This is a genomic window from Natrinema salifodinae (assembly GCF_900110455.1).
Taxonomy (GTDB): Archaea; Halobacteriota; Halobacteria; order Halobacteriales; family Natrialbaceae; genus Natrinema; species Natrinema salifodinae.
This window is the reverse complement of the sequence record NZ_FOIS01000001.1, coordinates 608,484-632,725: the sequence shown is the minus strand read 5'-3', so window position 1 is coordinate 632,725 and position 24,242 is coordinate 608,484. Positions and strand designations below refer to the sequence as shown.

The 24,242-nt window shown below is 65.7% G+C and carries 28 protein-coding genes, 2 tRNA genes and 1 pseudogene; 21 read left to right on the top strand and 10 right to left on the bottom strand.

The genetic code is table 11. From position 1 onward, the window contains the following. Nucleotides 1-96: 96 nt before the first annotated feature. Nucleotides 97-957, bottom strand: coding sequence for a TrmB family transcriptional regulator (locus tag BMY29_RS02955; protein ID WP_049989829.1), 861 nt, complete (start codon nucleotides 955-957; stop codon nucleotides 97-99). Nucleotides 958-1,324: 367 nt separating this feature from the next. On the opposite strand from BMY29_RS02955, the gene BMY29_RS02950 reads away from it, so the two are divergent. Beyond that, nucleotides 1,325-1,675, top strand: a complete 351-nt coding sequence (locus tag BMY29_RS02950) for a HalOD1 output domain-containing protein (protein WP_049989830.1) — start codon at nucleotides 1,325-1,327, stop codon at nucleotides 1,673-1,675. 70 nt (nucleotides 1,676-1,745) lie between these two features. Here the strand turns inward: BMY29_RS02950 and bcp are convergent, their stop codons facing one another. The 4 genes from bcp to BMY29_RS02930 form a co-directional block, all read right to left on the bottom strand. Continuing rightward, nucleotides 1,746-2,219 carry a thioredoxin-dependent thiol peroxidase gene (gene bcp, locus BMY29_RS02945; protein ID WP_049989831.1) on the bottom strand — a complete coding sequence of 158 codons (474 nt, stop codon included), beginning with the start codon at nucleotides 2,217-2,219 and terminating at the stop codon, nucleotides 1,746-1,748. Nucleotides 2,220-2,341: 122 nt separating this feature from the next. Beyond that, nucleotides 2,342-3,274 (bottom strand): DNA replication complex subunit Gins51, encoded by a 933-nt coding sequence (locus BMY29_RS02940; RefSeq protein ID WP_049989832.1) that lies wholly within the window; start codon nucleotides 3,272-3,274, stop codon nucleotides 2,342-2,344. Beyond that, entirely contained in the window at nucleotides 3,271-4,446 is a 1,176-nt protein-coding gene (gene priS, locus BMY29_RS02935) for a DNA primase small subunit PriS (protein WP_049989833.1), read from the bottom strand. The genes BMY29_RS02940 and priS overlap by 4 nt, the downstream gene beginning before the upstream one ends. Nucleotides 4,447-4,614: 168 nt before the next feature. Then, nucleotides 4,615-5,091 carry a GNAT family N-acetyltransferase gene (locus BMY29_RS02930; protein WP_049989834.1) on the bottom strand — a complete coding sequence of 159 codons (477 nt, stop codon included), beginning with the start codon at nucleotides 5,089-5,091 and terminating at the stop codon, nucleotides 4,615-4,617. Nucleotides 5,092-5,257: 166 nt separating this feature from the next. Between BMY29_RS02930 and BMY29_RS02925 the strand changes: the two genes are divergently transcribed. Both BMY29_RS02925 and BMY29_RS02920 read left to right on the top strand, forming a co-directional pair. Then, nucleotides 5,258-5,722, top strand: a complete 465-nt coding sequence (locus BMY29_RS02925; RefSeq protein ID WP_049989835.1) for an archease — start codon at nucleotides 5,258-5,260, stop codon at nucleotides 5,720-5,722. Between the two features lie 268 nt (nucleotides 5,723-5,990). After that, on the top strand, nucleotides 5,991-7,457 hold the full coding sequence (locus tag BMY29_RS02920; protein ID WP_049989836.1) for an RtcB family protein: 1,467 nt from the start codon (nucleotides 5,991-5,993) through the stop codon (nucleotides 7,455-7,457). A 26-nt stretch (nucleotides 7,458-7,483) separates the two neighbouring features. Here the strand turns inward: BMY29_RS02920 and BMY29_RS02915 are convergent, their stop codons facing one another. From BMY29_RS02915 to BMY29_RS02905, 3 genes are all read right to left on the bottom strand, one after another. Then, the gene (locus BMY29_RS02915; RefSeq protein ID WP_049989837.1) at nucleotides 7,484-8,842 is read right to left on the bottom strand and encodes a Cdc6/Cdc18 family protein; all 1,359 of its coding nucleotides are present in this window, start codon (nucleotides 8,840-8,842) and stop codon (nucleotides 7,484-7,486) included. 609 nt (nucleotides 8,843-9,451) lie between these two features. Further along, nucleotides 9,452-9,664, bottom strand: coding sequence for a hypothetical protein (locus BMY29_RS02910; RefSeq protein ID WP_049989838.1), 213 nt, complete (start codon nucleotides 9,662-9,664; stop codon nucleotides 9,452-9,454). Between the two features lie 117 nt (nucleotides 9,665-9,781). Continuing rightward, on the bottom strand, nucleotides 9,782-10,456 hold the full coding sequence (locus BMY29_RS02905) for a helix-turn-helix domain-containing protein (RefSeq protein ID WP_049989839.1): 675 nt from the start codon (nucleotides 10,454-10,456) through the stop codon (nucleotides 9,782-9,784). Between the two features lie 185 nt (nucleotides 10,457-10,641). On the opposite strand from BMY29_RS02905, the gene moaA reads away from it, so the two are divergent. The 16 genes from moaA (at nucleotide 10,642) to BMY29_RS02825 (ending at nucleotide 19,555) form a co-directional block, all read left to right on the top strand. Beyond that, nucleotides 10,642-11,601 (top strand): GTP 3',8-cyclase MoaA, encoded by a 960-nt coding sequence (gene moaA, locus BMY29_RS02900; RefSeq protein ID WP_049989840.1) that lies wholly within the window; start codon nucleotides 10,642-10,644, stop codon nucleotides 11,599-11,601. Between the two features lie 182 nt (nucleotides 11,602-11,783). Beyond that, the gene (locus BMY29_RS02895) at nucleotides 11,784-12,449 is read left to right on the top strand and encodes an MBL fold metallo-hydrolase (protein WP_049989841.1); all 666 of its coding nucleotides are present in this window, start codon (nucleotides 11,784-11,786) and stop codon (nucleotides 12,447-12,449) included. A 233-nt stretch (nucleotides 12,450-12,682) separates the two neighbouring features. Next, nucleotides 12,683-12,765: transfer RNA gene (locus tag BMY29_RS02890), tRNA-Ser, on the top strand. A gap of 71 nt (nucleotides 12,766-12,836) precedes the next feature. Beyond that, a complete protein-coding gene (locus BMY29_RS02885) occupies nucleotides 12,837-13,355 on the top strand; it encodes a 30S ribosomal protein S13 (protein ID WP_049989842.1) in 519 nt (172 codons plus the stop codon). Next, on the top strand, nucleotides 13,355-13,876 hold the full coding sequence (locus BMY29_RS02880) for a 30S ribosomal protein S4 (RefSeq protein WP_049989843.1): 522 nt from the start codon (nucleotides 13,355-13,357) through the stop codon (nucleotides 13,874-13,876). Before BMY29_RS02885 ends, BMY29_RS02880 begins: the two co-directional genes overlap by 1 nt. 3 nt (nucleotides 13,877-13,879) lie before the next feature. Next, entirely contained in the window at nucleotides 13,880-14,269 is a 390-nt protein-coding gene (locus BMY29_RS02875; RefSeq protein ID WP_049989844.1) for a 30S ribosomal protein S11, read from the top strand. A gap of 3 nt (nucleotides 14,270-14,272) precedes the next feature. Next, nucleotides 14,273-15,022 carry a DNA-directed RNA polymerase subunit D gene (locus BMY29_RS02870; RefSeq protein ID WP_049989845.1) on the top strand — a complete coding sequence of 250 codons (750 nt, stop codon included), beginning with the start codon at nucleotides 14,273-14,275 and terminating at the stop codon, nucleotides 15,020-15,022. Between the two features lie 129 nt (nucleotides 15,023-15,151). After that, nucleotides 15,152-15,236 (top strand) — tRNA-Leu (locus tag BMY29_RS02865). A gap of 108 nt (nucleotides 15,237-15,344) precedes the next feature. After that, nucleotides 15,345-15,698, top strand: coding sequence for a 50S ribosomal protein L18e (locus tag BMY29_RS02860; protein WP_049989846.1), 354 nt, complete (start codon nucleotides 15,345-15,347; stop codon nucleotides 15,696-15,698). Continuing rightward, nucleotides 15,695-16,141 carry a 50S ribosomal protein L13 gene (locus BMY29_RS02855; RefSeq protein ID WP_049989847.1) on the top strand — a complete coding sequence of 149 codons (447 nt, stop codon included), beginning with the start codon at nucleotides 15,695-15,697 and terminating at the stop codon, nucleotides 16,139-16,141. Before BMY29_RS02860 ends, BMY29_RS02855 begins: the two co-directional genes overlap by 4 nt. Next, entirely contained in the window at nucleotides 16,135-16,533 is a 399-nt protein-coding gene (locus BMY29_RS02850) for a 30S ribosomal protein S9 (RefSeq protein WP_049989848.1), read from the top strand. The genes BMY29_RS02855 and BMY29_RS02850 overlap by 7 nt, the downstream gene beginning before the upstream one ends. A gap of 12 nt (nucleotides 16,534-16,545) precedes the next feature. After that, a complete protein-coding gene (locus tag BMY29_RS02845; RefSeq protein ID WP_049989849.1) occupies nucleotides 16,546-16,740 on the top strand; it encodes a DNA-directed RNA polymerase subunit N in 195 nt (64 codons plus the stop codon). A 3-nt stretch (nucleotides 16,741-16,743) separates the two neighbouring features. Continuing rightward, a complete protein-coding gene (locus BMY29_RS02840) occupies nucleotides 16,744-16,929 on the top strand; it encodes a DNA-directed RNA polymerase subunit K (RefSeq protein WP_049989850.1) in 186 nt (61 codons plus the stop codon). Next, on the top strand, nucleotides 16,926-18,131 hold the full coding sequence (gene eno, locus BMY29_RS02835) for a phosphopyruvate hydratase (RefSeq protein ID WP_049989851.1): 1,206 nt from the start codon (nucleotides 16,926-16,928) through the stop codon (nucleotides 18,129-18,131). Before BMY29_RS02840 ends, eno begins: the two co-directional genes overlap by 4 nt. Next, nucleotides 18,128-18,940, top strand: coding sequence for a 30S ribosomal protein S2 (gene rpsB, locus BMY29_RS02830; RefSeq protein WP_049989852.1), 813 nt, complete (start codon nucleotides 18,128-18,130; stop codon nucleotides 18,938-18,940). The genes eno and rpsB overlap by 4 nt, the downstream gene beginning before the upstream one ends. A gap of 180 nt (nucleotides 18,941-19,120) precedes the next feature. Continuing rightward, nucleotides 19,121-19,555 (top strand): DUF7344 domain-containing protein, encoded by a 435-nt coding sequence (locus BMY29_RS02825; protein WP_049989853.1) that lies wholly within the window; start codon nucleotides 19,121-19,123, stop codon nucleotides 19,553-19,555. Nucleotides 19,556-19,627: 72 nt separating this feature from the next. On the opposite strand, the gene BMY29_RS02820 is transcribed toward BMY29_RS02825, so the two are convergent. Beyond that, nucleotides 19,628-20,551, bottom strand: coding sequence for a thiamine-phosphate synthase family protein (locus BMY29_RS02820; RefSeq protein WP_049989854.1), 924 nt, complete (start codon nucleotides 20,549-20,551; stop codon nucleotides 19,628-19,630). 92 nt (nucleotides 20,552-20,643) lie between these two features. Between BMY29_RS02820 and mvk the strand changes: the two are divergent. Further along, nucleotides 20,644-21,633: pseudogene (mvk, locus tag BMY29_RS02815) on the top strand (mevalonate kinase); the annotation flags it as partial. Further along, nucleotides 21,630-22,373, top strand: a complete 744-nt coding sequence (locus tag BMY29_RS02810; protein WP_049989856.1) for an isopentenyl phosphate kinase — start codon at nucleotides 21,630-21,632, stop codon at nucleotides 22,371-22,373. The pseudogene mvk and the gene BMY29_RS02810, both read left to right, overlap by 4 nt. Before the next feature lie 129 nt (nucleotides 22,374-22,502). Here BMY29_RS02810 and BMY29_RS02805 read toward each other — a convergent pair whose 3' ends face one another. Next, nucleotides 22,503-24,041, bottom strand: coding sequence for a TrkH family potassium uptake protein (locus BMY29_RS02805; protein ID WP_049989857.1), 1,539 nt, complete (start codon nucleotides 24,039-24,041; stop codon nucleotides 22,503-22,505). Between the last annotated feature and the right edge of the window lie 201 nt (nucleotides 24,042-24,242).

The window sequence follows — 24,242 nt, the reverse complement described above, 5'->3', positions numbered from 1 at the left end:
ACGGACCGGACGGGAGGTCGCCGTTCCCGTCCCGGCGCCGTCAACGGCCGTGACTGCGGCCTGGTCCGCAGCCACTACCCGCCGCTCGTTCGCGTCCTATTCTTCGCACGCCGTACATTCGGCGTTGGCATCGTCGTCGCTCGTGTCGCGTTCGTCGTTCGCACCGCGTCCATTGCCCGTCTCGAACGCGAGTTGCGCGAGTCGCCGTTCGAGGAAGTACCGGAACCAGGCGACGAGCCCGTGACCGCGCTCGCTCGTCCAGATCCCCGTTTCCGCCCGTTGGCTCGGGACGATCCCGGTCGTCAGCGCGCTCACGACGACCGTCTGTCGATCGACCACGAGGAGCCGACCAAGCGAGCGATCCGTCGTTACCTGCGAATCGAACTCGAAGTCGGTGACCGCGACCTGCACCGTCGCGACGGCGTCGTGAATGCGGTCGCGATCGTCGGACGACGGGACTTCGACGAACACGGTGACGTCCCGCTCGCGCGCCGCAGCGAGTCGGTCGAGCAGGGCCGACTCGAGCACCTCGCCGTCCGCCGCGAGCAAGTAAATCTCGCTGGTCGCGTCCTCGACGGCCTGTATCGTGCGGTTGCGAACGTCCTGATCGCTCGCCACCTTCCAGGCGCCGTCCTCTTCGAGCGTCCGGCGTTCGAGCGCCTGGAGGTGCGTCGTCGCGGTTTCGAGGTGATTCCGGTACTTCTGCCGAAGTCGGTTCCTGGCCACGTCGACGGGAACGGCGCTGTATTTCCGCGGGTCTGACTCCTGAACGTCCACCAGGCCGAGCCGGTGGAGTTCGTCGACGACGTCGTAGACGCGCGACTGCGGCACGTCGGCGACCCGGCTGATCTCCTTTGCCGTCCCCTCCGAAAGCTGTGCGAGTGCGACGAAACACTGCGCTTCGTACTGACGCAACCCCAGTTCCACCAGTGCATCGACCGCCTCGGCTTCAGACATGATCGGATCGACCGTTCGTCAAGGGAGCCATACGTGTACAACTAGTTTACACTCGACGCGTGAAAAGTTGTCCCACATCTTCAGTCCCGTACAATCGGGGAAAGCGGCCGGAGAGTGAACGTTCTAGGAATCGAATACTCGATTCCATATGAGAAACAGTATGAAAGTCGATATGAATTATAGATTGCTATCGGCGTTTCGCTTTGGGTACGTCGATCGGACTCTCCTATTCAAGCCGAAGCTTAGTGGTACCATATCAAGTACCACGAGTGATGGAGGAACCACCGATCGACTGGGATCAGGTGACCAACACGCGGCGAGCGGAACGCGGCGACCGACGGCGCGATCGACGTAGGAGGGCCCGAGAATGACCGGACCCGATCGGGACCCATCGGACGACGATGGAAACGGAGACGAAGACGACGATCGCTCGGTCCTCGCCGAACGCGCCTACGGCGGTGGGACGCCGCCCAGTATCGCCGCCATCTACGCGATCACGTCCGCGCTCGACACCGATCCGGTCGACTGTACGACCGACCTTGGATTCACGCTGTACGACTACGTCGATCCCGAGGCCCTCGACACGCTCGTCACGCAGGACCAGCGAAACGGGACCGTCACCGTCGAACTATCGCTAGACGAATATCTGGTCCGGGTCTCTGACACCGGCCGAGTCCGGGTTATCGGCCCCGCCGATCCGACCGGGCCGGACTCGTAACCGTAATCGGCCCCGTATCCGAGCGCCTGGCGCGGCCGTAACCGAGACGAGAACAGAGACGGAGACGTCGTCAGCGCGCGGCGTCGATCGGCTCGAGATCCGCCAGAACGGCGTCGGCGTGTCCCTCGGGTGAGACGTCCTCGTAGACCGCCTCGATGCGTCCGTCGGGACCGACGACGTAGGTGTTCCGGAAGACGCCGTCGAAGGTGTTGCCGAACATCCGCTTTTCGCCGTAGGAGTCGTAGAGCGTCGCGACTTCGCCCCGCTCGTCGGAGAGCAGGTCGAAGTCGAGGTCGTAGTCAGCCGCGAACGTCGCGAGGTCGTCGACGGGGTCGTCACTGATTCCGACGATCGAGACGTCGCGGTCTGCGAACTCGGCGAGGGCCTCGTTGAATTCGCAGGCTTCGGCCGTACACCCCTCCGTGTTGGCGCGAGGATAAAAGTATACGACGAGCCGCCGCCCCTCGAAATCGGAGCGTGCAACGGTCTCGCCGCGCTGGTTTTGCAGTTCGAACTCCGGGGCTTCCTCGCCGACATCGATCATGGATGCGAGTTAGCGACGGTCGACGTAGGCGTTGCGGTTTCAGCCGCCTGCCTCGGCGGGACGAGCGACTCCCCGGCCAGCGGCGGGTTGCAGTGACGGAGATACAATCGGACCGCGACGGCTCAGTCGAGCCGTTCGGCCGCCTCCCGCTCGACGAGCGGCGCGGCGTTTTGTTCCGGCAGCGTGACCACGTCGTCGCTCGTCAGCGTGTACTCGCGGTCGTCGACGCCGAGAATCTCGCCGATATCGCTTGTGATCCTGACGGTCGTTCGCTCGACGTCGGCCGCCGCGGAATCGGTCGCGGTGCCGTCGGGATCCGTCTCCTCGGCCCCCGACTCGGCGTTCGGCGCCGACTCCGATTCGAGACCCGACTCGGGCGCGGTCGACGGCACGGGCTCCTCGCCTGGTCCCCCCGCTTGCGATCCCGACGGCTCGGGCGGTGCGGGCGGATCGGCGCCGCCGTCCGCGTCGTCGACGGACGGGCCGTCGCCGCCCATGACGTCCGCGGGGGAGACCCCGCTCGAACCGTCCGCCGCCGCGTCGGTCGCCGTCGACGGTTGCTCCGGCGGCGCCGGCGGCGCGTCGTCCGCGGCTGCGTCAGTCCCCGGCGCGCCAGGCGCCGGGCCTGGCGAGCCGTCGGGATCGGGGTCGGCGGGCTGGGCCCCGTCGGCGCCCTCGAGGACGTCGAGGACGCGGGACTTGTTGGACTCGATGCGCTCGACCAGGTCGTCGAAGAGGTCGGCCTCCTCGGCGGTCAGGCCCTCGTCGTCGGCCGGCATCCCGGCGGCGGCCAGGCTGGCCTGCTTGACGAGTTTGCCCATTCGGCGCTCGTAGATGGCCTCGACGACGTCCTTGGCGGTCTCGATCTCGTCGGTTAGTCGGCCGACTTCGGGCGAGGAGAAGGGGTCGTCCGCCTGGTCGGCGACGCGGTCGCGTTCGTCCTCGAGGTCGGCGATGTACTCGCCGACCTCCTGGTAGAAGGAAGGGCGCAGGTTTTGGAGGCTGTCCTTCTGGCGCTCCTTGCTCTGGACCGAACGCAACTCGTCTAAGTTCATTCTTTCTCCTTCTCCGCCCTACCGCGAGCCATCAGGAACACGGCGACGTACTCGGGTAGTGACTGGTCTCCTTCCTGGACCGTAAAGCTATCTCCTCCGAGTTCGACCACCCCGCCGTCGGTGACGTCGACGGCGATCTCGTGACCCCGGAACGTCTCCGGGACGGCGTCGGCGAGCGGATCGAAGTCGGCGAGTTCGTCGCGCTCGAGACGAACCGTCTCGAGGGCGCTGCCGCCGTGGAGGCTCCCCGGGAGCCGAATGAGCCGGTTCGTGTCGGTGGTGACGGGCTCGTCGATCGGCGCGTTATCCCGCTCGACGGCCCGGTTGGCGAACCGCTCGGCGAGTTGGGCGACGGCGGTGTGGACGGTGACGTTGCCCGCCTCGAGTTGCTCGCGGTTGTTTCGGGCCGCGTTCAGCGTGGCCGTCGCTTTCCCTTCGCCGATGCCGTCGAACTCCTGGAGGCGTTCGCGGGCGGCGTCTTCCTCCATCTCGAGCAGTTCGTCGACGAACTCCATAAAGTGGGCGTGCGTCCGGGCCCCCCAACCGCCCTCGGTCCGGAGGGACCGGCGCTCCGTCGGGGTCTTTCGCCCGATCCCCGCGACGGTCTCGGTCTCGATCAGTTCGTCGAACTCGAGGCCGATGCCACGGACGTAATCGACGATCTCGCGGCGGTGTTCCCGCTCCAAGTGGCGGACGTTCTCGTCGCGGACGTGGACGTGGTAGCCACGCCCGCCCGAGAAGACGATTTCCGTGTCCTCGAACGCGAAGTCGTCCTCGAGGAAATCGAGGAGTCGAACGAGGGCGTCCTTGCACTTCGCGAGCATCTCGGCGTAGCTGTCCTCGCCCAGCGTGACGCTGGGCAGGTGGTCGGCGTCGAGGTCGAAAACGAGATCCGCAGACTGCCACTCCTTTTCGCTCATCGAACTCGCGCCGGGGTCCCGAAAGCGGCCCGCGGAGAAGTAGACGTGCCGCGGGCGCTTGCGGACGAGAAACTCCGAAAGGTCGCCGAGTTCGAGCAGCGAACGGTGGCGCACCATCGTGGTATCGGGCCCCTCTGTCCAGGGGATGTAGCCCCATTCCCGTTCGTTGGCCGCGGGCGGCGGCGTGATCTCTGTTCGTCGATAGTGATCACGGAATCGCCCCCGAAGATAGGCCCTCGTTCGCTCCTCCATGCGCTTCGGGTAGTCGTGGGTGGGGGGCTATAATCCTGCCGAATGGCGCGGAAACGGGAGTCGTTCACGTTCCGCACCGGCCGCAAGCGGATCGGTCGAGCGGACGGACCAGGCGGTCGTCGTCTCGACGAGGGGTGGGGAAAACGGTCGCGGGTCGATCGCCGATCGTCACCGCCGCATCAGGTCCGAAATCTTGTCGGTGATTCCGACGTCCGAGCCGAGTTTGAGATAGTAGGCGTCGCCGCCGTCCTCGTAGTAGTTGTCGATTCGGCGCTTGATCTCGAACCCGAGGTGTTCGTAGAACTGGAGGGCGTTCTCGTTGCTCGTCCGGGCGTGGCAGGTGATCGTGTCGTGGTCGTCGGCGACGCGGGCGACGAGGCGCTTGCCGATGCCTTCGCCGCGGAACCCGGGGGAGACCGCCAGAAAGAGAATATATCCGTCGCGTCGCACGGCTGCGAACCCGACCAGTCCGCCGTCTTGAACGTAACAGTGGACCTTCGACCGCCGGTACGCGTCGGTGAAGAAGTCGTACCGCTGCTTGAGTACGCCCTCCTGTCGACGGATCTCCTCTTTCAGCTCCCAGGCATCGTCGACGAAGTCGTCGCTCCCCGGCGCGACGACGCGACTATCGATGTTGACGCTCACTATCACAGTCTACCAGCGTCGTCAATATAATTCCACCGGCACACCGGTCTCCGGAACGTCAACGCGGCGAATCTGTCGGGACAGTTACCAGGCGCGAACCGGGGCCGACGGCCGATCCGAAGCGACGCGCCTACGACCCCCGCCGGCGAAGCGCCGACAGATCGAGATGGGGTTCGAACTACGCGATCACACGGCCGACGTTGCGGTCGCGGCGACCGGTGACACCCTCGAGTCGGTCTTCGGCGCGACAGCCGACGGCCTGGCGGCCGCGTCGTGCGACGAGATTCCGGCTGATGCCGGCGAGCGCTTTGCGGTCGCCGTGACCGCCGAGGGACGCGAGGCACTGCTATTCGACTACCTCGACGAGCTGATCTATCAGCGGGACGTCCGCGCGGCACTCCCGGTGGATCACCGCGTCGAATCGATCGAGGTGGCCGCTGGCTCGGACGCGCGCGACGCCGATACCGGGGCCGACGCTGACGAATCGACCGAGTGGCGCCTCGAAGCCAGCGCGCGCGGCGTGCCGCTCGCAGCCGTCGCCGCCCGCGAGGTGAAGGCGGTGACCTACTCCGAGATGGCGGTAGAGCGAACCGAGGACGGGTGGGAGGCGTACGTGGTCTTCGACGTCTGACCCCTCTCCACTCGTCGCCTCGCCCGCACCGGGTTCGTCAGCCTGGCGTCGGTGTTGCTGCACCGGGTGCGGACCCGACACCGTCGGCCGGCGGCTCGCGACGACCGAGACTGGGGGACGCACAGACGCAGACACAGACACAGACGCAGATCCCGGACCCGCGTCAGCGATCGGAAGCTGCGCGCACCGTCGCAACCGTCAGTGAGAGTGACTGTCGAGGATACCGGAGAGACGAACATCTTTCATCGAGGCGGTCCGACTTCCGCGTATGAGCAACTCCACGTTCGACGCGGACGACGTCACGCTCGAGCAGGTGCGTGAGTACGTCTGGGAGATCCCGCAGGAGGGCGATATGCGCGCCCCGGCGCGGGTACTGGCCAGCGAAGCGCTGCTCGAGGAGATCACGGAAGACAAAACCCTCGCGCAGATCAAAAACACGACCCACCTGCCGGGAATCACCAACTACGCCATCTGCATGCCCGACGGCCACCAGGGCTACGGGTTCCCGGTCGGCGGGGTGGGCGCGCTCGACGCCGAAAACGGCTGCATCTCGCCTGGCGCGGTCGGCTACGACATCAACTGCGGCGTCCGTATGATGCGGACGAACCTGACCTACGACGAACTGCAGGGTCAGGAGGAGGAACTCGTCGAGTCCCTCTTCGCGAATATTCCGTCTGGGCTCGGCGGTGGCGGCATCGTCGAGGCCGGCATCGACGACGTCGACGAAATTCTGGCCCGGGGCGTCGACTGGGCGCTGGAGAACGGCCACGCCGTCGAGGAGGACTTGCTGCACTGCGAGGACGAGGGGATGCGCGAGGGCGCCGATCCCGACAAGGTCAGCCAGAAGGCCAAGGACCGCGGGAAGAACCAGATCGGCTCGCTGGGCTCGGGGAACCACTTCCTCGAGGTCCAGCGCGTGACCGACGTCTTCGACGACGAGGTGGGTGCGGCCTACGGCCTGGAAGAGGACCAGATCGTCGTCCTGATCCACTGCGGCTCCCGCGGCCTGGGCCACCAGACCTGCAACGATTACCTGCGGAAGATCGAGCAGCAACACCAGGGGCTGCTGAACCAGCTGCCGGACAAGGAACTCGCGGCCGCGCCCGCGGGCTCGCAGCTCGCGGCGGACTACTACGCGGCGATGAACGCGGCGATCAACTTCGCGTGGGTCAATCGCCAGCTGATCATGCACCGCACGCGGCAGGTCTTCGAGCGGGTGTTCGGCCGCTCGTGGGAGGAGATGGACATGCACCTGCTGTACGACGTGGCCCACAACATCGCGAAGAAGGAGACCCACACTGTGGATGGAGAGGAGCGCGAACTCTACGTCCACCGCAAGGGCGCGACGCGCGCGTTCCCCGCCGGCCACCCCGAAGTGCCGAAAGCGTACCGCGACGTCGGCCAGCCGGTGATCATCCCGGGCAGCATGGGCGCGGGCAGCTACGTCCTGCGGGGCGGCGAGAACTCGATGGACCTCACCTTCGGTTCGACCGCCCACGGCGCTGGCCGGCTGATGAGCCGCACGCAGGCCAAAAACGAGTTCTGGGGCGGCGACGTCCAGCAGCAACTGGAAGAGCAAGACCGGATCTACGTCAAGGCCCAGTCGGGCGCGACGGTCGCCGAGGAGGCCCCGGGCGTCTACAAGGACGTCGACGAGGTCGTCCGCGTCTCGGACGAACTCGGCATCGGCGACAAGGTCGCGCGGACGTTCCCCGTCTGTAACATCAAGGGGTGACTACGCTACAGCGCCGGATCAACTCGTCAGGAGTCGCGAAGCGATTGACGAGCGATCGACCGGGCGGTAGAGAGATCGAGTTCGTCGAATGTGTCGTCCTCCTTGAGCGTCTCGATGACGGCCTTGACGGGTTCCGTGAACGTGAACACGAGGTGGACGCCGCTCTTGAATCCGCCGCTGGTCCGCTCGCTCTCGAGCACGCCGTACGTGCCCGCCTTGTTGATGTGGCTGTTGACGGTTTCCTGCGTGTACACGTCGCGGTCGGTGCGCTGGCAGATCTCTCGATACAACGCGTAGACCGCCGGACTCGGCGCGGCCCCGTCGTTCACGTCCGCGACGACCGCCGCGGCGTAGAGCGAGAGCTTCTTCTGGAGGGTCATGCCGCCGATCATCTCCAGTACTCGGTTCTTCACGACCGAGTCGTTGGCCGCGTGTACGTGCTGCTCCGTTACGACGGTCTCCCCGTTCCTGTTCGCGATTTCGCCTGCATCGCGGAGGAGATCGATCGCTCGCCGCGCGTCGCCCTCGTTTTTCGCCCCGTACGCGGCAACCAGTTCGATGACGCCGTCGTCGAGCGCGCCCTCCTTGAACGCGTCGCGTCGGCGGTTGAGGATCTCGATGAGTTCATTGGCGTCGTAATCGGAGAAGTGAATGCCGGTCGGATTGTACGAGCTATCGGTCCTGCTATCGAGGTTCTCACGGAATTTGGGATGGTTGGTGATGACGACCGTCGAGACGAGGGTGTCGACGTGTTGTTCTGCCATCACTCGGCTCAAGCTATAGAGTAATCGGGAGTACGCGGGCACGTCTTCACCGACGCGACCGGTGAGCGCGTCGATCTCGTCGAGAACGAACACGAGCGCGTCGAAATGGCGGTCGACGATCTCGTAGAGACGGACGTATTTCGCATCGGTCGAGACGCCCTTTCGCGGGATATCCCACGTGACGCCGGCTTTGGTGGCGGTTTGATGGCCGAGTTTCCAGACGGCGCGGTCCAGCGAGTGCGACTCCATCGTCTTGAAGTTCACAGCGACGAAGTCGAAGGTGATATCGTTCCGCGTGGCGCGTTCTCTCACCTTTTTGGCGACCGCCTTCACGGTGAGGCTCTTCCCGGTTCCGCTCGGCCCGTAAAGCAAGAGATCCGGGGGACGTTCGCCGTCAAGCGTGTCGCGAAATGCGCGCGCTTCGGCCGCTAGTTGCTCGTCGCGGCCGTAGATCCGGTTGTGATTGACGATCGTGTTCGAGTCGACGAGTTGCTTGTTCTCGAAGACGGTCTTGCGCTCGCCATCGAGGATGCTATCGACGATAGAGGACTCGGGGGATCGGGCCGCGGCGTCGTCGTCTCCGTCCCCGTCCCCTCGAGCGGTCGACGGCTCGTGATTCATTATCGGCAATGATTACGGGCCCGCAATACTTCTTTCGAAATGAAGGGTCCTAAGTCGAAATGAATGGGGTGGAATCGAAGTGAGAGTACCGAAGTCGAGATGAAGGCCCCGTGGTCGATATGAATCGGAGAGCCCCGTCGGTATCGACGCGATACGACTACCTGCGAAATGAAGGCACCGTTATCGAAATGAAGTCCGGGCACCGTCCGTCGCCGAAATGAAGACACCGTCATCGAGATGAAGCGAGCGCGAGACCGTGAGCGAAATGAAGGCGCCGGTATCGAAATGAAATCGGACCGCGGAGAGAGCGAGGACGGCCGGACCGCTCCCACACCGTGATCGAAATGAAACCGCAAAACGGAGTCACCCGTGGCAGGAGAAGGTGGCGTAATCGAAATGAATTTACCAGATGTCGCGTGAGAGCCGGGTATTTCGGGCGTCTACGGCGGAACTGGGGCCGAATTCGGCACAGGGAGGTGAGATTTCATTTCGAATTCGGTGTGAGGGACGACCCGAACGGAGACGATGCGCTCTCTGACTCGCTCCGAGAGGAACCCGAGTTCGAACTCGTCGCACGATCGATCGACTGTCAACTGCCGCTCGCGTCGGTCACTTCAATCGGTACGGATTATCGTCGTCCTCGTCGTCGCTGCCCTCGCTCTCGTACGGTTTCCGGGCCGTGATCGTCACGCTCGCTTCCGGATCGTCCTCGTCGGCCCAGGGGCTGTCGTAGGCTGAAATTTCGAGGTCGGTAACGTCCCAGCCTTCCGCTTCGATGAGTTCCACCAGGCGACGCTGGTCCGCGAGCATGTCCTCGTCCATACGGCCACGTTGACGCGTGGACGGGGTAGGTCTTCCGCCGGCCGTCAGTACTCTGTCGGTCGTCCGTCGTTCGTCGCCGTCGGCCGTTGTCCGCCGTCGACGTCGGTCCGATTCAGATCAGTCGTTCTCGCCGACCGTTCCCACGTCGACCAACTCTTCGACGAGCGTTCGGTGTGCCCGTCGGAGTCGCTCGGAGAGCGCCTGATGGGAGATGTCGAGTTCGTCGGAGAGCGCTTCCATGTCCATCCCGCGGGGAATCTCGTAGTAGCCGCGGTCGAGAGCCGCGACCAGGGTCTCGTACTGAGCGTCGGTGAGCCCGATCCGACCGTGGCGGTTCTCCTCGAGGCGGTGGATCCTGCGGATCTCGACCGACAGCCCTCGATCGGTCGCGACGTCGTACGTGCGCGAGAACGCGTCCCGTTCGGGAAAGAGGACGCGGAACCGCCATCTGGTGCCCTCGTCCTCGACGTGGGCGTTCAGGACCGTCGCGTTCTCCTCGGTCAAGAGGTGGACGATCAGGGTGACGTCGTCAACCCAGTTCATCCGGTAGAGGCGTTCCTCGTCGAGATCGGTCAGGAGTTCGGCCTCGTTGATACTCGGATCGTCCGCGAGCGCGTCGTCGGCGGTCGCGAGCGTCGATTCGTCGCCGGAAAACCAGACGTAGGGCATGACGTGATCGGGATCGTAGGCGACGACGCGTTCGATCTCCGCGTCGAGATCGGCCGTCGCCTCGAGTGTGTGCCGGAGCGCGAACTCCGCGGCGGGGACCGCGAGTTCCGCGATGGTACTCATGCGGTGGCCCACCACGCCGACGACCAAGAGTCCCGGACCCCGGCCAGGTCCGACGAAGCGGTCCACGCGCTCGCTCGGTGTGCCCGTCCCGTTCCGGACCGCTGCTAGCAACGGGAAACCGAAATCGGTTACGCACCGCTGAAATTCCCGGCGTGTTTAAGCGGATCCGGCTGCAATTCGGTGGCATGCTCACCGACGAGTTCGGGCGCGAGGTGACTGGAGTCCGCGTCTCCCTCACCGATCGGTGTAACTTCGATTGCGTCTACTGCCACAACGAGGGGTTGGGCGACACCCGCGGGCCGATGGACCCGCAGGACGACGAGATGGACACGGACGACGTCGTCCGGTTTCTCGAGGTCGCCGCCGAGTTCGACGTCGACGCCGTCAAGTTCACCGGGGGAGAGCCGATGCTCCGACAGGACTTAGAGGAGATCATCGCTCGCACGCCCGACCAGATGGAAGTCTCGCTGACGACCAACGGTACGTTCCTCCCGGGCCGCGCCGACGACCTCGTCGACGCGGGGCTCGAACGGGTCAACGTCTCCCAGGACGCGCTCGACCCGCAGGACTTCGCCGAGATCACCAAGAGCGGGGCCTACGACAAGGTCATCGAGGGAGTCGACGCCGCGCTCGAGGCCGGGCTTGACCCGGTCAAGCTCAACATGGTCGTCTTCGAGCACACGGCCGGCTACGTCCCCGAGATGGTCGACCACGTCGCCGAGAACGACGGCCTGCAGCTACAGCTAATCGAGTACATGCCCGAACTGACCGGCAAGCCGGAGTGGAACATCGACATCCAGCGTGTCCACGACTGGCTGGCCGACCAGGCGGACGAGATCGAACACCGGGAGATGCACGACCGGCGGCGCTACTGGGTGAACGGCGGGATGGTCGAGATCGTCGATCCGGTCGAGAACCCGACGTTCTGCGCGAACTGCCACCGCGTCCGGGTCACGCACGAGGGGTATCTGAAGGGGTGTCTCAACCGCAACGACGACCTCAAGTCGATGGGCGAGATGACCAAACCCGAGATCCGCGAGGCCTTCCGCGAGGTCGTCGCAAACCGGGTGCCCTACTACGGCGAGTACATGATCCAGAACGACGAGGGGGAGTGGGAGATCAACGAGGAGTACATCAGCGTCTGAGCGGGCGCGACCGATCGTCCCGGATTCCGTCCCCGATCGTCACGACCCGGTTCTCCTCCCTATTGACGCCACCTTGCGACCGCTCACGAGTCCCCGATCTTCCGAGATCGGTGCCGTTCCTCCCCAGGCACGGTCACGAGCCACGGGAAACGGTAAAGGTAGCACCGTCGTAGGTCGCGGCCATGGCCGTCGAATACGACCACCTGACTATCGACCGACTCGGTCACGCGAGCGTGAGACTCGAAACGGGAGACGGCACGGTCGTCTACGTCGACCCCTGGTCCGACGTCCTCGAGGACGAGCCAGGCGACGGGGATGTCGTGTTCGTCACCCACGCCGACTTCGATCACTACGATCCCGACGGGATCGCAGCGGTCGCCGGACCCGACGCGACGGTCGCCGTCTTCGAGGCGGTCGACACAAGCGATCTCGGAGTCGACGTCGTCGACCTCCCCTACTCGGGCGAGACGGGTGTAGACGGGATCGAAGTCGAAACCGTCCCCGCGTACAACGACCCCGAAGGGGATCACGTCGACGACGACGGGATGCCGTTCCACGCGGAGGGCGAGGGAATCGGCCTGCTGCTCGCTCTCGATGGAATCGACGTGTACGTTCCTTCGGATACGGACTTCTTCGACCACCACGAATCGATCGAGGCCGATGTCTTCGTTCCCCCGATCGGGGGCCACTACACGATGGATCGCCACGAAGCGGCCGACTTCGCTCGAAGCGTCGATCCAGCCCTCGTGATCCCGATCCACTACGATACCTTCGATACCATCGACGCCGACGCCGAAGCCTTCGCAGCCGAACTCGAGGATGAGGGCATTCGCGTCGAAGTCGTCTGAGTGTCAGCGACGACGGCGATTCCGTCGTCGCCTGCGGCGCAATTCCGGCCCGAGAGGCGGCCGGCAGCCGGACGACTGTATCGCGGGATTCCGGGCCGATACGGTCACTCTGCACCCGACTACCATTGTCGCTACCTTTCGTTGCGTTTAAGTAGTCGACGGGGGTAGGTCAGAGTGCGATACGTGTAGGGGAGCGATCCCCGAGTCCGGGAGGGCGACGATAGAGACACGGTGTCGTGGTAGCCAAGCGGCCCAAGGCGCATGGTTGCTAACCATGTGGCGTCAAGCCTCCGGGGTTCGAATCCCCGCCACGACGTCGGATACTTCACTGGCGTTTTCCCGCCAGTCATTTGCAACGCACGCAGACCAGACATAAATACACGACATATGAGCGCGGAAGAACCTCAAGAACAAGAAGACGACGAAGATCTTCGTTACTTCGTCCGCATCGGGCAGACTGACCTCGATGGGACGAAGTCCGTCGAGCGCTCGCTGACGGAGATGAACGGGATCGGTCGCCGAACCGCCCGTCTCATCGCCGAGGAAGCGGGCGTCGACCGGACGGCGACGTTCGGTCGACTCGACGACGACGTCATCGACGCGGTCGTCGAGATCGTCGAGAACTACGCCAACGAAGTCCCCGACTGGCTCAACAACCGGCGCGAGGACTTCTACTCCGGCGAAACGACCCACGAGATCGGCAACGACCTCCAGTTGACCCGTCAGCACGACATCAACCGGATGAAGATGATCGACTCCTACAAGGGAGTCCGCCACAAGCGCGGTCAGAAGGTCCGCGGTCAGCGGACCAAGTCCACCGGTCGTACGGAGGGCACCATCGGCGTCAACGTCGAAGAGATCCGCGAGGAAGCCGAAGAAGGCGGCGACGAGGAGGGTGGTGAATAATGCCGCTCGGAACCCGCACCAAGCAGTACGAGACGCCGAACCACCCCTACCAGGGTGAGCGCATCGCCTCCGAACACTCCCTGATCGACCGCTACGGGCTCAAAAACAAGGAAGAGCTCTGGCGCGCCCAGTCCGAGCTTCGCTCGCTGCGACGCGAGGCTCGCGACCTTCTCGGCCAGGCCCAGGACGACGAGACCGTCCAGCAGCGGTCCGACGAGTTCCTCGGTCGGCTCAAGCGCGTCGGCATCCTCGACGAGGCCGACGAACTCGGCGACATCCTGTCGCTGGAGATCGAGGACATCCTCGAGCGTCGCCTCCAGACGGTCGTCTACCGCAAGGGCCTGGCGAACACGACCCAGCAGGCTCGTCAGTTCATCACGCACGGCCACGTCGTGGTCGGCGAGCAGCGCCACCGCGTTCCCTCCTACGTCGTCGACGTCGACGAGGAGGGCCTGGTGGCCTTCGACGAGAACAGCCCGCTGGCGGACGAACTCCACCCCGAACGCGCGGAGGGTCAGTAAACCATGAGTCAGGACGACGAAAAGTGGGGAATCGCCCACGTGCACGCATCGTTCAACAACACGATCATGACCGTGACGGACCTCACGGGCGCGGAGACGATCGCCAAGTCCTCCGGCGGGACGGCGGTCAAGCAGAACCGCGACGAGGCGTCGCCGTACGCGGCCATGCAGATGGCCGAGTCCGTCGCCGAGGAGGTCAAGGCGGCCGGCATCACGGGCCTACACGTTCACGTGCGTGGCCCCGGCGGCAACCTCCAGAAGTCCCCCGGTCCGGGCGCGCAGGCAACGATCCGCGCGCTGGCCCGCTCGGGTATCGAGATCGGGCGCATCGAAGACGTCACGCCGATTCCGCACGACGGATCGCGCGCACCCAAAGGGAAGGGCGGCTACTAGATCATGAGTGCAGAGTACGACGTCGAGTTCGTCGAACGCGGGGATCGCGAAGCGCGGTTCCTCGTCCGGGGCGTGACGCCCGGCTTCGCCAACGGCATCCGTCGCGCGATGGTCGCCGACGTGCCGACGATGGCGATCGACACCGTCCGGTTTGTCGAGAACTCGTCGGTCATGTTCGACGAGCAGCTCGCGCTCCGGCTCGGGCTCGTCCCCCTGACGACACCGCCGGAAGGCGAGTTTTCGGAGGACGACACCGTCACGCTCTCGATCGACGTCGAAGGGCCGGCCACCGCCTACTCCGGTGACCTCGAATCGAGCGACGAACTCGTCCAGCCCGCGGACGAGAACGTCCCGATTATCGAACTCAAGGACGGGCAGCGCCTCGAAGCCGAGGCCGACGCCATCCTCGACCGCGGCAAGGACCACGCCAAACATCAGGGTGGCGTCGCGGTCGGCTACCGACACCTTCAGCGCGTGGAGGTCGCCGGTGATCTCCCCGAGTTCGAGGAACAGGAGAGCCGGATCATCCGCGGTGTGATCGAAGAGGACGGCGAGCTCGTTCCCACGAGCGAGTTCGACCACGACCTCTCGAACCGCTATCCGGGGAAGGAAGTCCGGGTAGAGGACGTGCCCAACGCCTTCGTCTTCCACGTGGAGACGGACGGCTCCTTTACCGTCGAGGAACTGGTCACGCGAGCCGCGGACACGATCGGAGCGCGCGCGACCGAACTCGAAGAGGCAGTACAGCTATAGACATGACCCGACGCCCCCGACCCACACAGGACGAGTCGTTCGCCGGCGCCGTGAGCGACGAGACCAGCGGTCGCTCGTCCACTGGAATCGAAAGGGGTTTGAAGGGGCGGCGGGTACACGGAAGTGCGAGCAGGGATAGCCAAGTCAGGCCAACGGCGCAGCGTTCAGGGCGCTGTCTCGTAGGAGTCCGCAGGTTCAAATCCTGCTCCCTGCATCACTTCCACTTCTACCAGATCGATTCCAGTCCGACAGTCGACGGCACAGACACGAGTACTCGTGCCGCCGACGGTCGTGCAGTTGCAGTAGCAGTTGGAGGATACCAATGAGTAGCAAGACTAATCCGAGGCTCAACGATCTCATCGCCGAGCTGAAGTCGACGTCCCGAGAGACGGACGCCGACGTCTGGCGAGACGTCGCGGATCGACTCGAGAAGCCCCGGCGCACCCACGCTGAGGTGAACCTGGGCCGTATCGAGCGATACGCACGCGAAGAAGAGACCGTCGTCGTTCCCGGCAAAGTGCTGGGTTCGGGCGCACTACAGAAGAACGTCACCGTCGCGGCGATCAATTTCAGTTCGTCGGCGGAGACGAAGATCGACCAGGTCGGCGAACCAGTACCGCTCGAGCAAGCGCTCGAAGAGAACCCCGAAGGTTCCAACGTCCGGGTGATTCGATGAGTCTCGCTGAATTCGACGCAGACACCGTCGTCGATGCCCGTGACTGCATCCTCGGTCGCGTCGCCAGCGAGGTCGCCCAGCGCGCGCTGGACGGCGAACGCGTCGCGATCATCAACGCCGAGGACGCGGTCATCACCGGCGACAAGGAAGATATCTTCGAGACGTACCGCACGCGGCTGCAGATGGGCTCGGACAGTGGGCCCTACTACCCCCGACGACCGGACACGATCTTCAAGCGGTCCGTTCGCGGGATGCTGCCGTACAAGAAACCGCGCGGCCGCGAGGCGCTCGACAGCGTCCGCGTCTACGTCGGCAATCCCTACGAGGACGACGACCGCGAGACGGAGGTCCTCGAGGGAACGTCGCTGGATCGGCTGTCGAACATCCGCTTCGTTCACCTCAGCGAAGTCTCCGAACAGTTAGGTGCTAACGTCACATGGTAACCAACACGAGTGGCAAGAAAAAGACGGCCGTCGCTCGCGCCACGGTGCGCGAGGGCGAGGGTCGCGTTCGAATCAACTCGCAACCGGTCGAACTGGTCGAACCGGAGATGTCCCAGCTCAAGATGGTCGAGCCGTTCCGCATCGCCGGCGAGGACCTCCGCAGCGAGATGGACATCGATGTGCGCGTCGAGGGTGGCGGCATCAGCGGCCAGGCGGACGCCGTTCGCACCGCCATCGCGCGCGGGATCGTCCAGCACACGAACGACGCCGAACTCCGCGACGCGTTCATGGAGTTCGATCGGTCGCTGCTGGTCAACGACGTTCGCCAGTCCGAACCGAAGAAGTGGGGCGGCCCGGGCGCTCGGGCGCGCTACCAGAAGTCCTACCGCTAAGGTGATTCAAGCATGATGGTACCGGTCCGGTGTTTCACCTGTGGCAACGTCGTCGGCGAACACTGGGAGGAGTTCGACGAGCGAGCAAACGAGGGCGACGAGGACCCGCAGAAGGTCCTCGACGAGCTCGGCGTCGAGCGCTACTGCTGTCGGCGCATGCTCGTCAGTCACACTGACCTCGTCGACGTCGTCTCTCCGTACCAGTAACCTATGCAACAGCAACAGCACAACCGCTACGAGAAGGCACGCATCCTCGGCGCGCGAGCGCTGCAGGTGTCCTACGGTGCGCCGGTACTGATCGAGACCGATCAGACGGAACCGATTCTCATCGCCGCCGAGGAGTACGACGCCGGCGTGTTGCCCTTTACGGTCAAACGGGGGTACGACGAGCAATGACGCTCATCACGGACGTTCGACTGCGTCGAATCCTCGACTCGCGGGGTAACCCGACGGTCGAGGCCGACGTTCTGACCGAAAGCGGCGGGTTCGGCCGCGCCGCGGCCCCCAGCGGTGCCAGCACCGGTGAATACGAGGCCGTCGAGCGTCCCCCGTCCGAGGCGATCGCCGCGGCCCGGGAACACGCCGTTCCCCGGCTCGTCGGCGAGGCCTACGCGGGCAACCAGCGCGAGGTCGACGCCGTTCTGCACGCCGCAGACGGCACCGACGACTTCTCGGAGATCGGTGCCAACAGCGCGGTGGCCATCTCGATGGCCGCCGCGAAGGCCGGTGCCGACGTGCTCGGTGCGCCGCTGTTCCAGCATCTCGGTGGGACGTTCCGCGGCGAGAACTTCCCGATTCCGCTAGGGAACGTCGTCGGCGGCGGCGAACACGCCGCCGACGCGACCGACATCCAGGAGTTCCTCGCCGCGCCCGTCGGCGCGCCAAGCGTCGAGGACGCCGTCTTCGCGAACGCGGCCGTCCATGCCGCCGTTGCGGACCTCTTAGAGGACCGCGGCGTGCCCTGCGGTAAGGGCGACGAGGGCGCGTGGGCGCCGTCGATCGACGACGGCGAGGCCTTCGAGATCGTCGACGAGGCCGTTTCGATGGTCGAGGAAGAGGTCGGCTTCGAGGTCGGCTTCGGCCTCGACGTGGCGGGCGCGGAGCTGTACGATGCCGATTCCGGCACCTACGAGTACAGCGACGCGAGCCGCGACACCGACGAACAGATCGCGTACATCGCCGAGCTCGTCGACGAGTACGATCTCGTCTACGTCGAGGACCCGCTCGACGAGGACGATTACGAGGCCTTCGCCGATCTCACCGACGAAGTGGGTGATCGGACGCTGATCTGCGGTGACGACCTGTTCGTCACCAACACCGATCGGCTCCGCAACGGGATCGATCAGGGCGCGGCCAACAGCATTCTGATCAAGCCCAACCAGATCGGGACGCTGACCGACGCCTTCGACGCGATCGAACTCGCGACCGAGAACGGCTACGACTCGGTCGTCTCCCACCGGTCGGGCGAGACCGAAGACGCGACGATCGCACACCTCGCCGTTGCGACCGACGCGCCCTTCATCAAGACGGGCGCCGTCGGCGGCGAGCGAACCGCAAAGCTCAACGAGCTCATCCGAATCGCAGACGACGCGACATGACAGAGAACGACGCATCCCAGGAAGGGCTCGACGCTGCCGAGGAGGCGATCGACGAGGAGCCAGCCGAAGGGGCTGGCCCCGCCGCCGACGAGGACGTCGAGCCAGCAGCCGAACAGCCCGCCAACGCCGAGGGAGAGCCCGAGGCGGAGGCCGACACAGACGCAGCCGACGACGCCGAGACCGAAGACGCCGGTCCGACCCTCGACGACGACGTCATGTCCGACGAGGAAGCGGACCTGCTGATCCCCGTCGAGGACTACCTCGGCGCCGGTGTCCACATCGGTACCCAGCAGAAGACCGCGGACATGGAGCGGTTCATCCACCGCGTCCGGACCGACGGGCTCTACGTGCTGGACGTCTCCAAGACCGACGGCCGCATCCGCACGGCCGCGGACTTCCTCTCGAACTACGACCCCGAGCAGATTCTGGTCACCTCGAGCCGCCAGTACGGGCGATTCCCGGCCGAAAAGTTCGCCGAGGCCGTCGGCGCTCGCGCCCGCACCGGCCGTTTCATCCCGGGCACGCTGACCAACCCCAAGTACGACGGCTACATCGAGCCCGATGTCGTCGTCGTCACTGACCCGATCGGCGACGCCCAGGCCGTCAAGGAGGCCATCACGGTCGGCATCCCGGTCATCGCAATGTGCGACTCGAACAACCAGCTCAGCAACGTCGACCTCGTCGTCCCGACGAACAACAAGGGTCGAAAGGCCCTCTCGGTCGTCTACTGGCTGCTCGCCAACGAGGTTCTCGACCGCCGCGGCGCCGAGCCGTCCTACTCGCTCGAGGACTTCGAGAGCACGCCGTAACCGGGTTTTTAGTCGACACTGATCGTTTCGTTTCTCGTCCCCACGTTCGTCCCGAGCGGTGCGACCGCCCTGTCGCTTCTCGAAACCGATTAACCACCGTCGAACCGATCGGTCCCGACCACGTTCAGTTACCGATGGTAATTCGCAAAGTTTACCGGACGTGGTACAGTCACATATCCCATGCAGAGTCGACAGCCTGGCGGTCCGGGCGAGGTCGTCGAGCGATGGGACCGGGTATTCGCCGCGCTCTCGGCCGAGCCGCGACGGCAGATCGTCACCGAACTCATGGACGTCGCTCCCGGTGAAGCGGTCTCGCTCCCGGAGGCCGGCACGAATCCGGCGCTCGAAACCGAACCCGAGCGCCTTCAAACGCAATTACATCACCACCATCTCCCCGTGCTGGCGGACGCAGGGCTCGTCCAGTGGGAGCGCGACCCGTTTCGCGCGTATCGCGGCCGCGACTTCGAGGAAGTGACCATCGTCCTCGAGAGCCTGTACGCGAACGTGGACGCGATGCCGGACCGCCTGGTCCGCGGCTGTCGCAGGCTCGAGCGCGAACGCGAACAGGAACGCGACGACGACGGCGGAAGTTCGGGGTACGGAGTGAAGGGCTGACCGCCGCCGGTCCGGGAGAGAACGGAGCCGAAGAATCGGGGCGGTTGAACGAACGAGATTATCGGATGCTCGTCACGTCGACTCCGACTCGAGCAAGTCGCCGATCAGTTCGGCGGCGTCGACGGCCGTCGCGCCGAAGACGTAGGTGACGGGCTCGATCCCGAACGCGCCGCGGTGGTAGGCGACGCGCGGGACCGCTCCGCGGTCCGCGAACCGACTTCGCAGGTGCTCGCCGCGGTCCTCGTAGTCGGCGTCGAACTCGAGTGGCTCGATGCCCAGCGTCTCGGCGGCCTCGAGCAGGGCGTCGTCGGTGGCGATATTGACGGCGCCGCGGATCTCGGGATCGACGGCCGTCGCGGCGAGGACGGCCGTCGCAACGTGTTTCGACGCGCCGAACTCGGGGTTCGCCGGAATTTCGATCCGGCCGCCCATGGCGTAGATGCGGCCCGGAATCGCGGCCACGTCGGTTTCGTCGCCGGACGCTGGAAGACACATGCCGACGTTCGTCCCGACGTTCGGGATGAAGTCGGTCATCTCCGGCGTCGAAGCGAGCGTTCGCGCGGCGGTGCGGACGTTTGCGAGCACGTCCCGTTCGGCCCGCACGTCGGGATCGAGGCCGCGAACGCACAGGTCACAGCCCAGGCCGCGCAGCGCCGGCATCTCCTCTTCGTGGAGTTCGCAGATGGGACCGCGGTCCTCGAGGCTGCGGACGAGCGAGAGGAGTTCGGCCAGCGCATCGTAGCCGTCCATCTCGCCGCCGACCAGGCCGTCGGCGATGCGTTCGACGGTCGCAACGGTCTCGGGGTCGTCGCGGAACCGGTCGTCACCGCCGCTTTCGCCGCTGACGTACTTGCTGACCGCGGCCTGGGTGACGCCGAGTTCGGCGGCGATCTCCTGTTGGGTCATGCCGCGCTCGGCGAGCCTGGTCGCCAGCATCGCCCGCACCGTCGGCAGGAACCGGTCGACCACGAGTTCGCTTGGCAAAACGAGCGACATACGAGCGACGTTCGACCCCAGCGGCATAACTGTTCGCTGTCACGAGCAACGCGGACACAGACAGGTATTAATCGTCGTCGTTCGAACGGCCCGGCATGACACTCTCGAGCGCTCCCGGCAAGGTGTACCTATTCGGGGAGCACGCGGTGGTCTACGGCGAGCCCGCCGTCCCGTGTGCTATCGAGCGGCGGGCACGAGTCGGTGTGCAGCAACGCGACGACGGCAAACTCCGAGTCAACGCCGAAGACCTCAGTCTGGACGGCTTCACGGTCGAGTACGACGGCGCGGCCGGCGAGGGGCCGGACGTCGACGTCTCGGAGTCGTTGCTCGACGCCGCGATGGGCTACGTCGACGGCGCGATCGAACAGGTCCGCGAGGTTACCGGGAACGACGAGGCTGGCTTCGACGTGACGATCGAGAGCGACATCCCGCTGGGGGCGGGGCTTGGCTCCTCGGCCGCGGTCGTCGTCGCGGCCATCGACGCCGCCGCCCGCGAACTCGGCGTCACCCTCGACGTCGACGAGCTTGCCGAGCGCGCGTATCGGACGGAGTACCAGGTACAGGACGGCCAGGCTTCGCGCGCGGACACGTTCTGCTCGGCGACCGGCGGCGCGGTCCGCGTCGAGGGCGACGACTGCCGCGTCATCGAGGCGCCGGACCTGCCGATCGTGATCGGGTTCGACGGCGGCGCCGGCGACACCGGACAACTGGTCTCGGGCGTCCGAACCCTGCGCGAGGAGTACGAGTTCGCCGCCGACACGGTCGAGGCGATCGGCGACGTCGTACGAAACGGCGAGGACGCCCTCGCGGACGGCGACCTCGAAGAGTTGGGGCGGCTGATGGACTTCAACCACGGCCTCCTCTCTGCGCTGGGGGTCTCCTCGCGCTCGCTGGACACGATGGTCTGGGCGGCCCGCGACGCGGACGCCTACGGCGCGAAGCTCACCGGGGCCGGCGGGGGCGGCTGTATCGTCGCGCTGGACCCGACGCCGGAGACCGAGACGGCCCTCTCGTTCACGCCGGGCTGCGAGGACGCCTTCCGCGCCGAACTCGCCGATGAGGGGGTGAAGCGGCTCGAATGATCGTCCTGAAACTCGGCGGCAGCGTCATCACCGCGAAGGATCGCGCGGAGACGCTCGACGGCGAGGCCCTCGACCGGGCCGCGGACGCGATCGCCGACGCCCGCGACGGGAGCGGCGACGAGGACCTCGTCATCGTCCACGGCGGCGGGAGCTTCGGTCACCACCACGCCAGCGAACACGGCGTCACCACGACCGAGGGCACCCGCGACGCAGACGCAGTCCTGGACATCCACGGCGCGATGAAGACCCTGAATCAGTTCGTCCTGAGCCGCCTGGCCGCCCGCGACGTCGACGCGGTGCCGGTCCACCCGTTCTCGGCGGCCCGCCGCAACAGCGACGGCGACCTCCATCTGACGACCGAGCAGGTCGAAACCATGCTCGCGGAGGGATTCGTACCGGTGTTGCACGGGGACGTCGTCGCTCACGCCGGGGCGGGCGCGACCGTCGTCAGCGGCGACGAACTCGTGGCGGCGCTCGCCCGAGACCTCGCGGCCGATCGGGTCGGCCTCTGTTCGACGGTACCGGGCGTGCTCGACGAGCGCGATGCGGTGATCGGCCGAATTACGGATTTCGAGTCCGTCGCCGACGTGCTCGGGGCCAGCGACGCGACCGACGTGACCGGCGGGATGGCCGGCAAGGTCCGGACGTTGCTCGACCTCGAGCCGGCCGCGTCGATCTTCGGACTCGACGATCTGGGCGCGTTTCTCGGCGGCGAGAACCCGGGGACGACGATCGAGTAGCGCCGGACGGTTGCAGGCGGACGGCACCACGTTCGGGCACTGATTCTACTGCTTTGACGCTGCGACGAACAGCTACCTTGACGCGAACGTGAGCGGCCGATGAAGAACGGTAATGCGACCGCGGGCCGCTCAGCGCGTCCAGAACCCGCCCGTGAACAGGACGAGCACGGGGATAATCTCGAGGCGGCCGATCCACATGAGAAAGACCATCAGCAGCTTCGAGGTGTACGGGAACTCGAGGTAGCTTCCGAACGGGCCGAGGAATCCGAATCCCGGGCCGATGTTTCCGATGGTCGCCAGGCTCGCGCTGAACGCCTCGAGCGGCGCCATCGCGCCGCCGGTGCGGGTGTAATCCAGCGCGATCAGTAGGGCCGCGACGGCGAAGATGAAGAGGTACATGAAGGTGAAGCCGAGCACGCCGCGGACGGCGTCCTCGTCGACCACGTTGCCGCCGAGGCGGATCGGACGAACGACCTCCGGATGGGAGGCGGTAAACAGCTCCCGGCGCAACACCTTGAACACGATCAGCCAGCGGATAACCTTGACGCCGCCGCCGGTCGAGCCGGCGCAGCCGCCGACGAGCATCGCGAACAGGAGGACGATCTTGCCCGTCGAACTCCACTCGACGAAGTCGCTGGTCGCGTAACCGGTCGAGGTCAACAGCGACGCGATCTGGAAGGCACTCTGACGCAGCGAGTTCTCGAGGATGCCCTCCGTCACGCCGCCGAGCTCCGCCAGGGCGGGTGCGGCGCCGGCGTAGAGGATGGCGGCCAGCAGCGACGCCAGCGCGGCGATCGCCGCGATGTACGCCCGGAACTCGGAGTTGCGGACGAAGCGGTGGTGCTCGCCGCTGAAGACGTGCCAGAACAGGGCGAAGTTCGTCCCGGCGATGATCATAAACGGGATCACGGTCCACTGAACGGCCGCCGAGAACGCCGCGATGCTGTCGGCCTCCGGCGAGAACCCGCCCGTCGGGAGCGTCGTGAAGCCGTGGGCGACGGCGTTGTAGAGGCCCATGTTCGGCGCCAGGCCGGCCAGATGGAGCCCGTACAGTAAGGCGATATAGACGACGGTGAACGTGAAGTACGCGAGCCAGAGGATCCGCGCGGTCTCGGCGATCCGCGGGGTGAGCTTCTGTAGCTGCGGTCCCGGCGCCTCCGACTGAACGAGTTGCGCACCGCTGACCGCGAGTTCGGGGAGGATCGCGACCATCAGGACGATGATCCCCATCCCGCCGAGCCACTGCGTGAGCTGGCGCCACATCATCACGGCGTGTGAGTGGCGGTCGAGCGAGATCTCTCCGAGGACGGTCGCCCCGGTCGTCGTGAACCCGGACATCGACTCGAACAGCGCGTTGACGGGATGGGCGAGCGTCGACTCGGTCCCCCAGCCCGCGAGCACGTAAGGGACCGCGCCGACGATCGCCACCGCCAGCCACGAGATCGCCACGAAGAGCATCGCCTCCCGGACCTGGAGATCGGGCATCGGACTGAGCCGTTCGAGCGCGTGGCCGACCGCGATCGTGAGGGCGATCGTCGCGACGAACGCGAGGATCGCTTCGCGATAGATGAGCGCGACGGTCAGCGGAACGAGCAGCGGGACAGAGAGATACTTCAGGACGGTCCCGGTCAGCGCGAGACTCGTCTGCCAATTGATGCGGATCCTCATAATCGGGGGATCACCCGTCGGAACCTGCTTCGGGACACGTATGTACGGGAATTCTATCGGATCGTATTAATCCATCGTAACCGGGCTTGTGTCGCCACAGAACGGCATTTCGGCTCGAAACGACTGTGCGGGCGAGACGCGAGCGATCCGTAGCCGACCGCAGCGGACGAATGCCGCCGGTTCACTCGGGCGAGGATCTAT

Excerpts from the sequence above, each read along its gene's own strand:
- BMY29_RS02955 (WP_049989829.1), bottom strand. The coding sequence starts at position 957 with ATGTCTGAAGCCGAGGCGGTCGATGCACTGGTGGAACTGGGGTTGCGT.
- BMY29_RS02950 (WP_049989830.1), top strand. The coding sequence starts at position 1,325 with ATGACCGGACCCGATCGGGACCCATCGGACGACGATGGAAACGGAGAC.
- bcp (WP_049989831.1), bottom strand. The coding sequence starts at position 2,219 with ATGATCGATGTCGGCGAGGAAGCCCCGGAGTTCGAACTGCAAAACCAG.
- BMY29_RS02940 (WP_049989832.1), bottom strand. The coding sequence starts at position 3,274 with ATGAACTTAGACGAGTTGCGTTCGGTCCAGAGCAAGGAGCGCCAGAAG.
- priS (WP_049989833.1), bottom strand. The coding sequence starts at position 4,446 with ATGGAGGAGCGAACGAGGGCCTATCTTCGGGGGCGATTCCGTGATCAC.
- BMY29_RS02925 (WP_049989835.1), top strand. The coding sequence starts at position 5,258 with ATGGGGTTCGAACTACGCGATCACACGGCCGACGTTGCGGTCGCGGCG.
- BMY29_RS02920 (WP_049989836.1), top strand. The coding sequence starts at position 5,991 with ATGAGCAACTCCACGTTCGACGCGGACGACGTCACGCTCGAGCAGGTG.
- BMY29_RS02915 (WP_049989837.1), bottom strand. The coding sequence starts at position 8,842 with ATGAATCACGAGCCGTCGACCGCTCGAGGGGACGGGGACGGAGACGAC.
- BMY29_RS02910 (WP_049989838.1), bottom strand. The coding sequence starts at position 9,664 with ATGGACGAGGACATGCTCGCGGACCAGCGTCGCCTGGTGGAACTCATC.
- BMY29_RS02905 (WP_049989839.1), bottom strand. The coding sequence starts at position 10,456 with ATGAGTACCATCGCGGAACTCGCGGTCCCCGCCGCGGAGTTCGCGCTC.
- moaA (WP_049989840.1), top strand. The coding sequence starts at position 10,642 with ATGCTCACCGACGAGTTCGGGCGCGAGGTGACTGGAGTCCGCGTCTCC.
- BMY29_RS02895 (WP_049989841.1), top strand. The coding sequence starts at position 11,784 with ATGGCCGTCGAATACGACCACCTGACTATCGACCGACTCGGTCACGCG.
- BMY29_RS02885 (WP_049989842.1), top strand. The coding sequence starts at position 12,837 with ATGAGCGCGGAAGAACCTCAAGAACAAGAAGACGACGAAGATCTTCGT.
- BMY29_RS02880 (WP_049989843.1), top strand. The coding sequence starts at position 13,355 with ATGCCGCTCGGAACCCGCACCAAGCAGTACGAGACGCCGAACCACCCC.
- BMY29_RS02875 (WP_049989844.1), top strand. The coding sequence starts at position 13,880 with ATGAGTCAGGACGACGAAAAGTGGGGAATCGCCCACGTGCACGCATCG.
- BMY29_RS02870 (WP_049989845.1), top strand. The coding sequence starts at position 14,273 with ATGAGTGCAGAGTACGACGTCGAGTTCGTCGAACGCGGGGATCGCGAA.
- BMY29_RS02860 (WP_049989846.1), top strand. The coding sequence starts at position 15,345 with ATGAGTAGCAAGACTAATCCGAGGCTCAACGATCTCATCGCCGAGCTG.
- BMY29_RS02855 (WP_049989847.1), top strand. The coding sequence starts at position 15,695 with ATGAGTCTCGCTGAATTCGACGCAGACACCGTCGTCGATGCCCGTGAC.
- BMY29_RS02850 (WP_049989848.1), top strand. The coding sequence starts at position 16,135 with ATGGTAACCAACACGAGTGGCAAGAAAAAGACGGCCGTCGCTCGCGCC.
- BMY29_RS02845 (WP_049989849.1), top strand. The coding sequence starts at position 16,546 with ATGATGGTACCGGTCCGGTGTTTCACCTGTGGCAACGTCGTCGGCGAA.
- BMY29_RS02840 (WP_049989850.1), top strand. The coding sequence starts at position 16,744 with ATGCAACAGCAACAGCACAACCGCTACGAGAAGGCACGCATCCTCGGC.
- eno (WP_049989851.1), top strand. The coding sequence starts at position 16,926 with ATGACGCTCATCACGGACGTTCGACTGCGTCGAATCCTCGACTCGCGG.
- rpsB (WP_049989852.1), top strand. The coding sequence starts at position 18,128 with ATGACAGAGAACGACGCATCCCAGGAAGGGCTCGACGCTGCCGAGGAG.
- BMY29_RS02825 (WP_049989853.1), top strand. The coding sequence starts at position 19,121 with ATGCAGAGTCGACAGCCTGGCGGTCCGGGCGAGGTCGTCGAGCGATGG.
- BMY29_RS02820 (WP_049989854.1), bottom strand. The coding sequence starts at position 20,551 with ATGTCGCTCGTTTTGCCAAGCGAACTCGTGGTCGACCGGTTCCTGCCG.
- BMY29_RS02810 (WP_049989856.1), top strand. The coding sequence starts at position 21,630 with ATGATCGTCCTGAAACTCGGCGGCAGCGTCATCACCGCGAAGGATCGC.
- BMY29_RS02805 (WP_049989857.1), bottom strand. The coding sequence starts at position 24,041 with ATGAGGATCCGCATCAATTGGCAGACGAGTCTCGCGCTGACCGGGACC.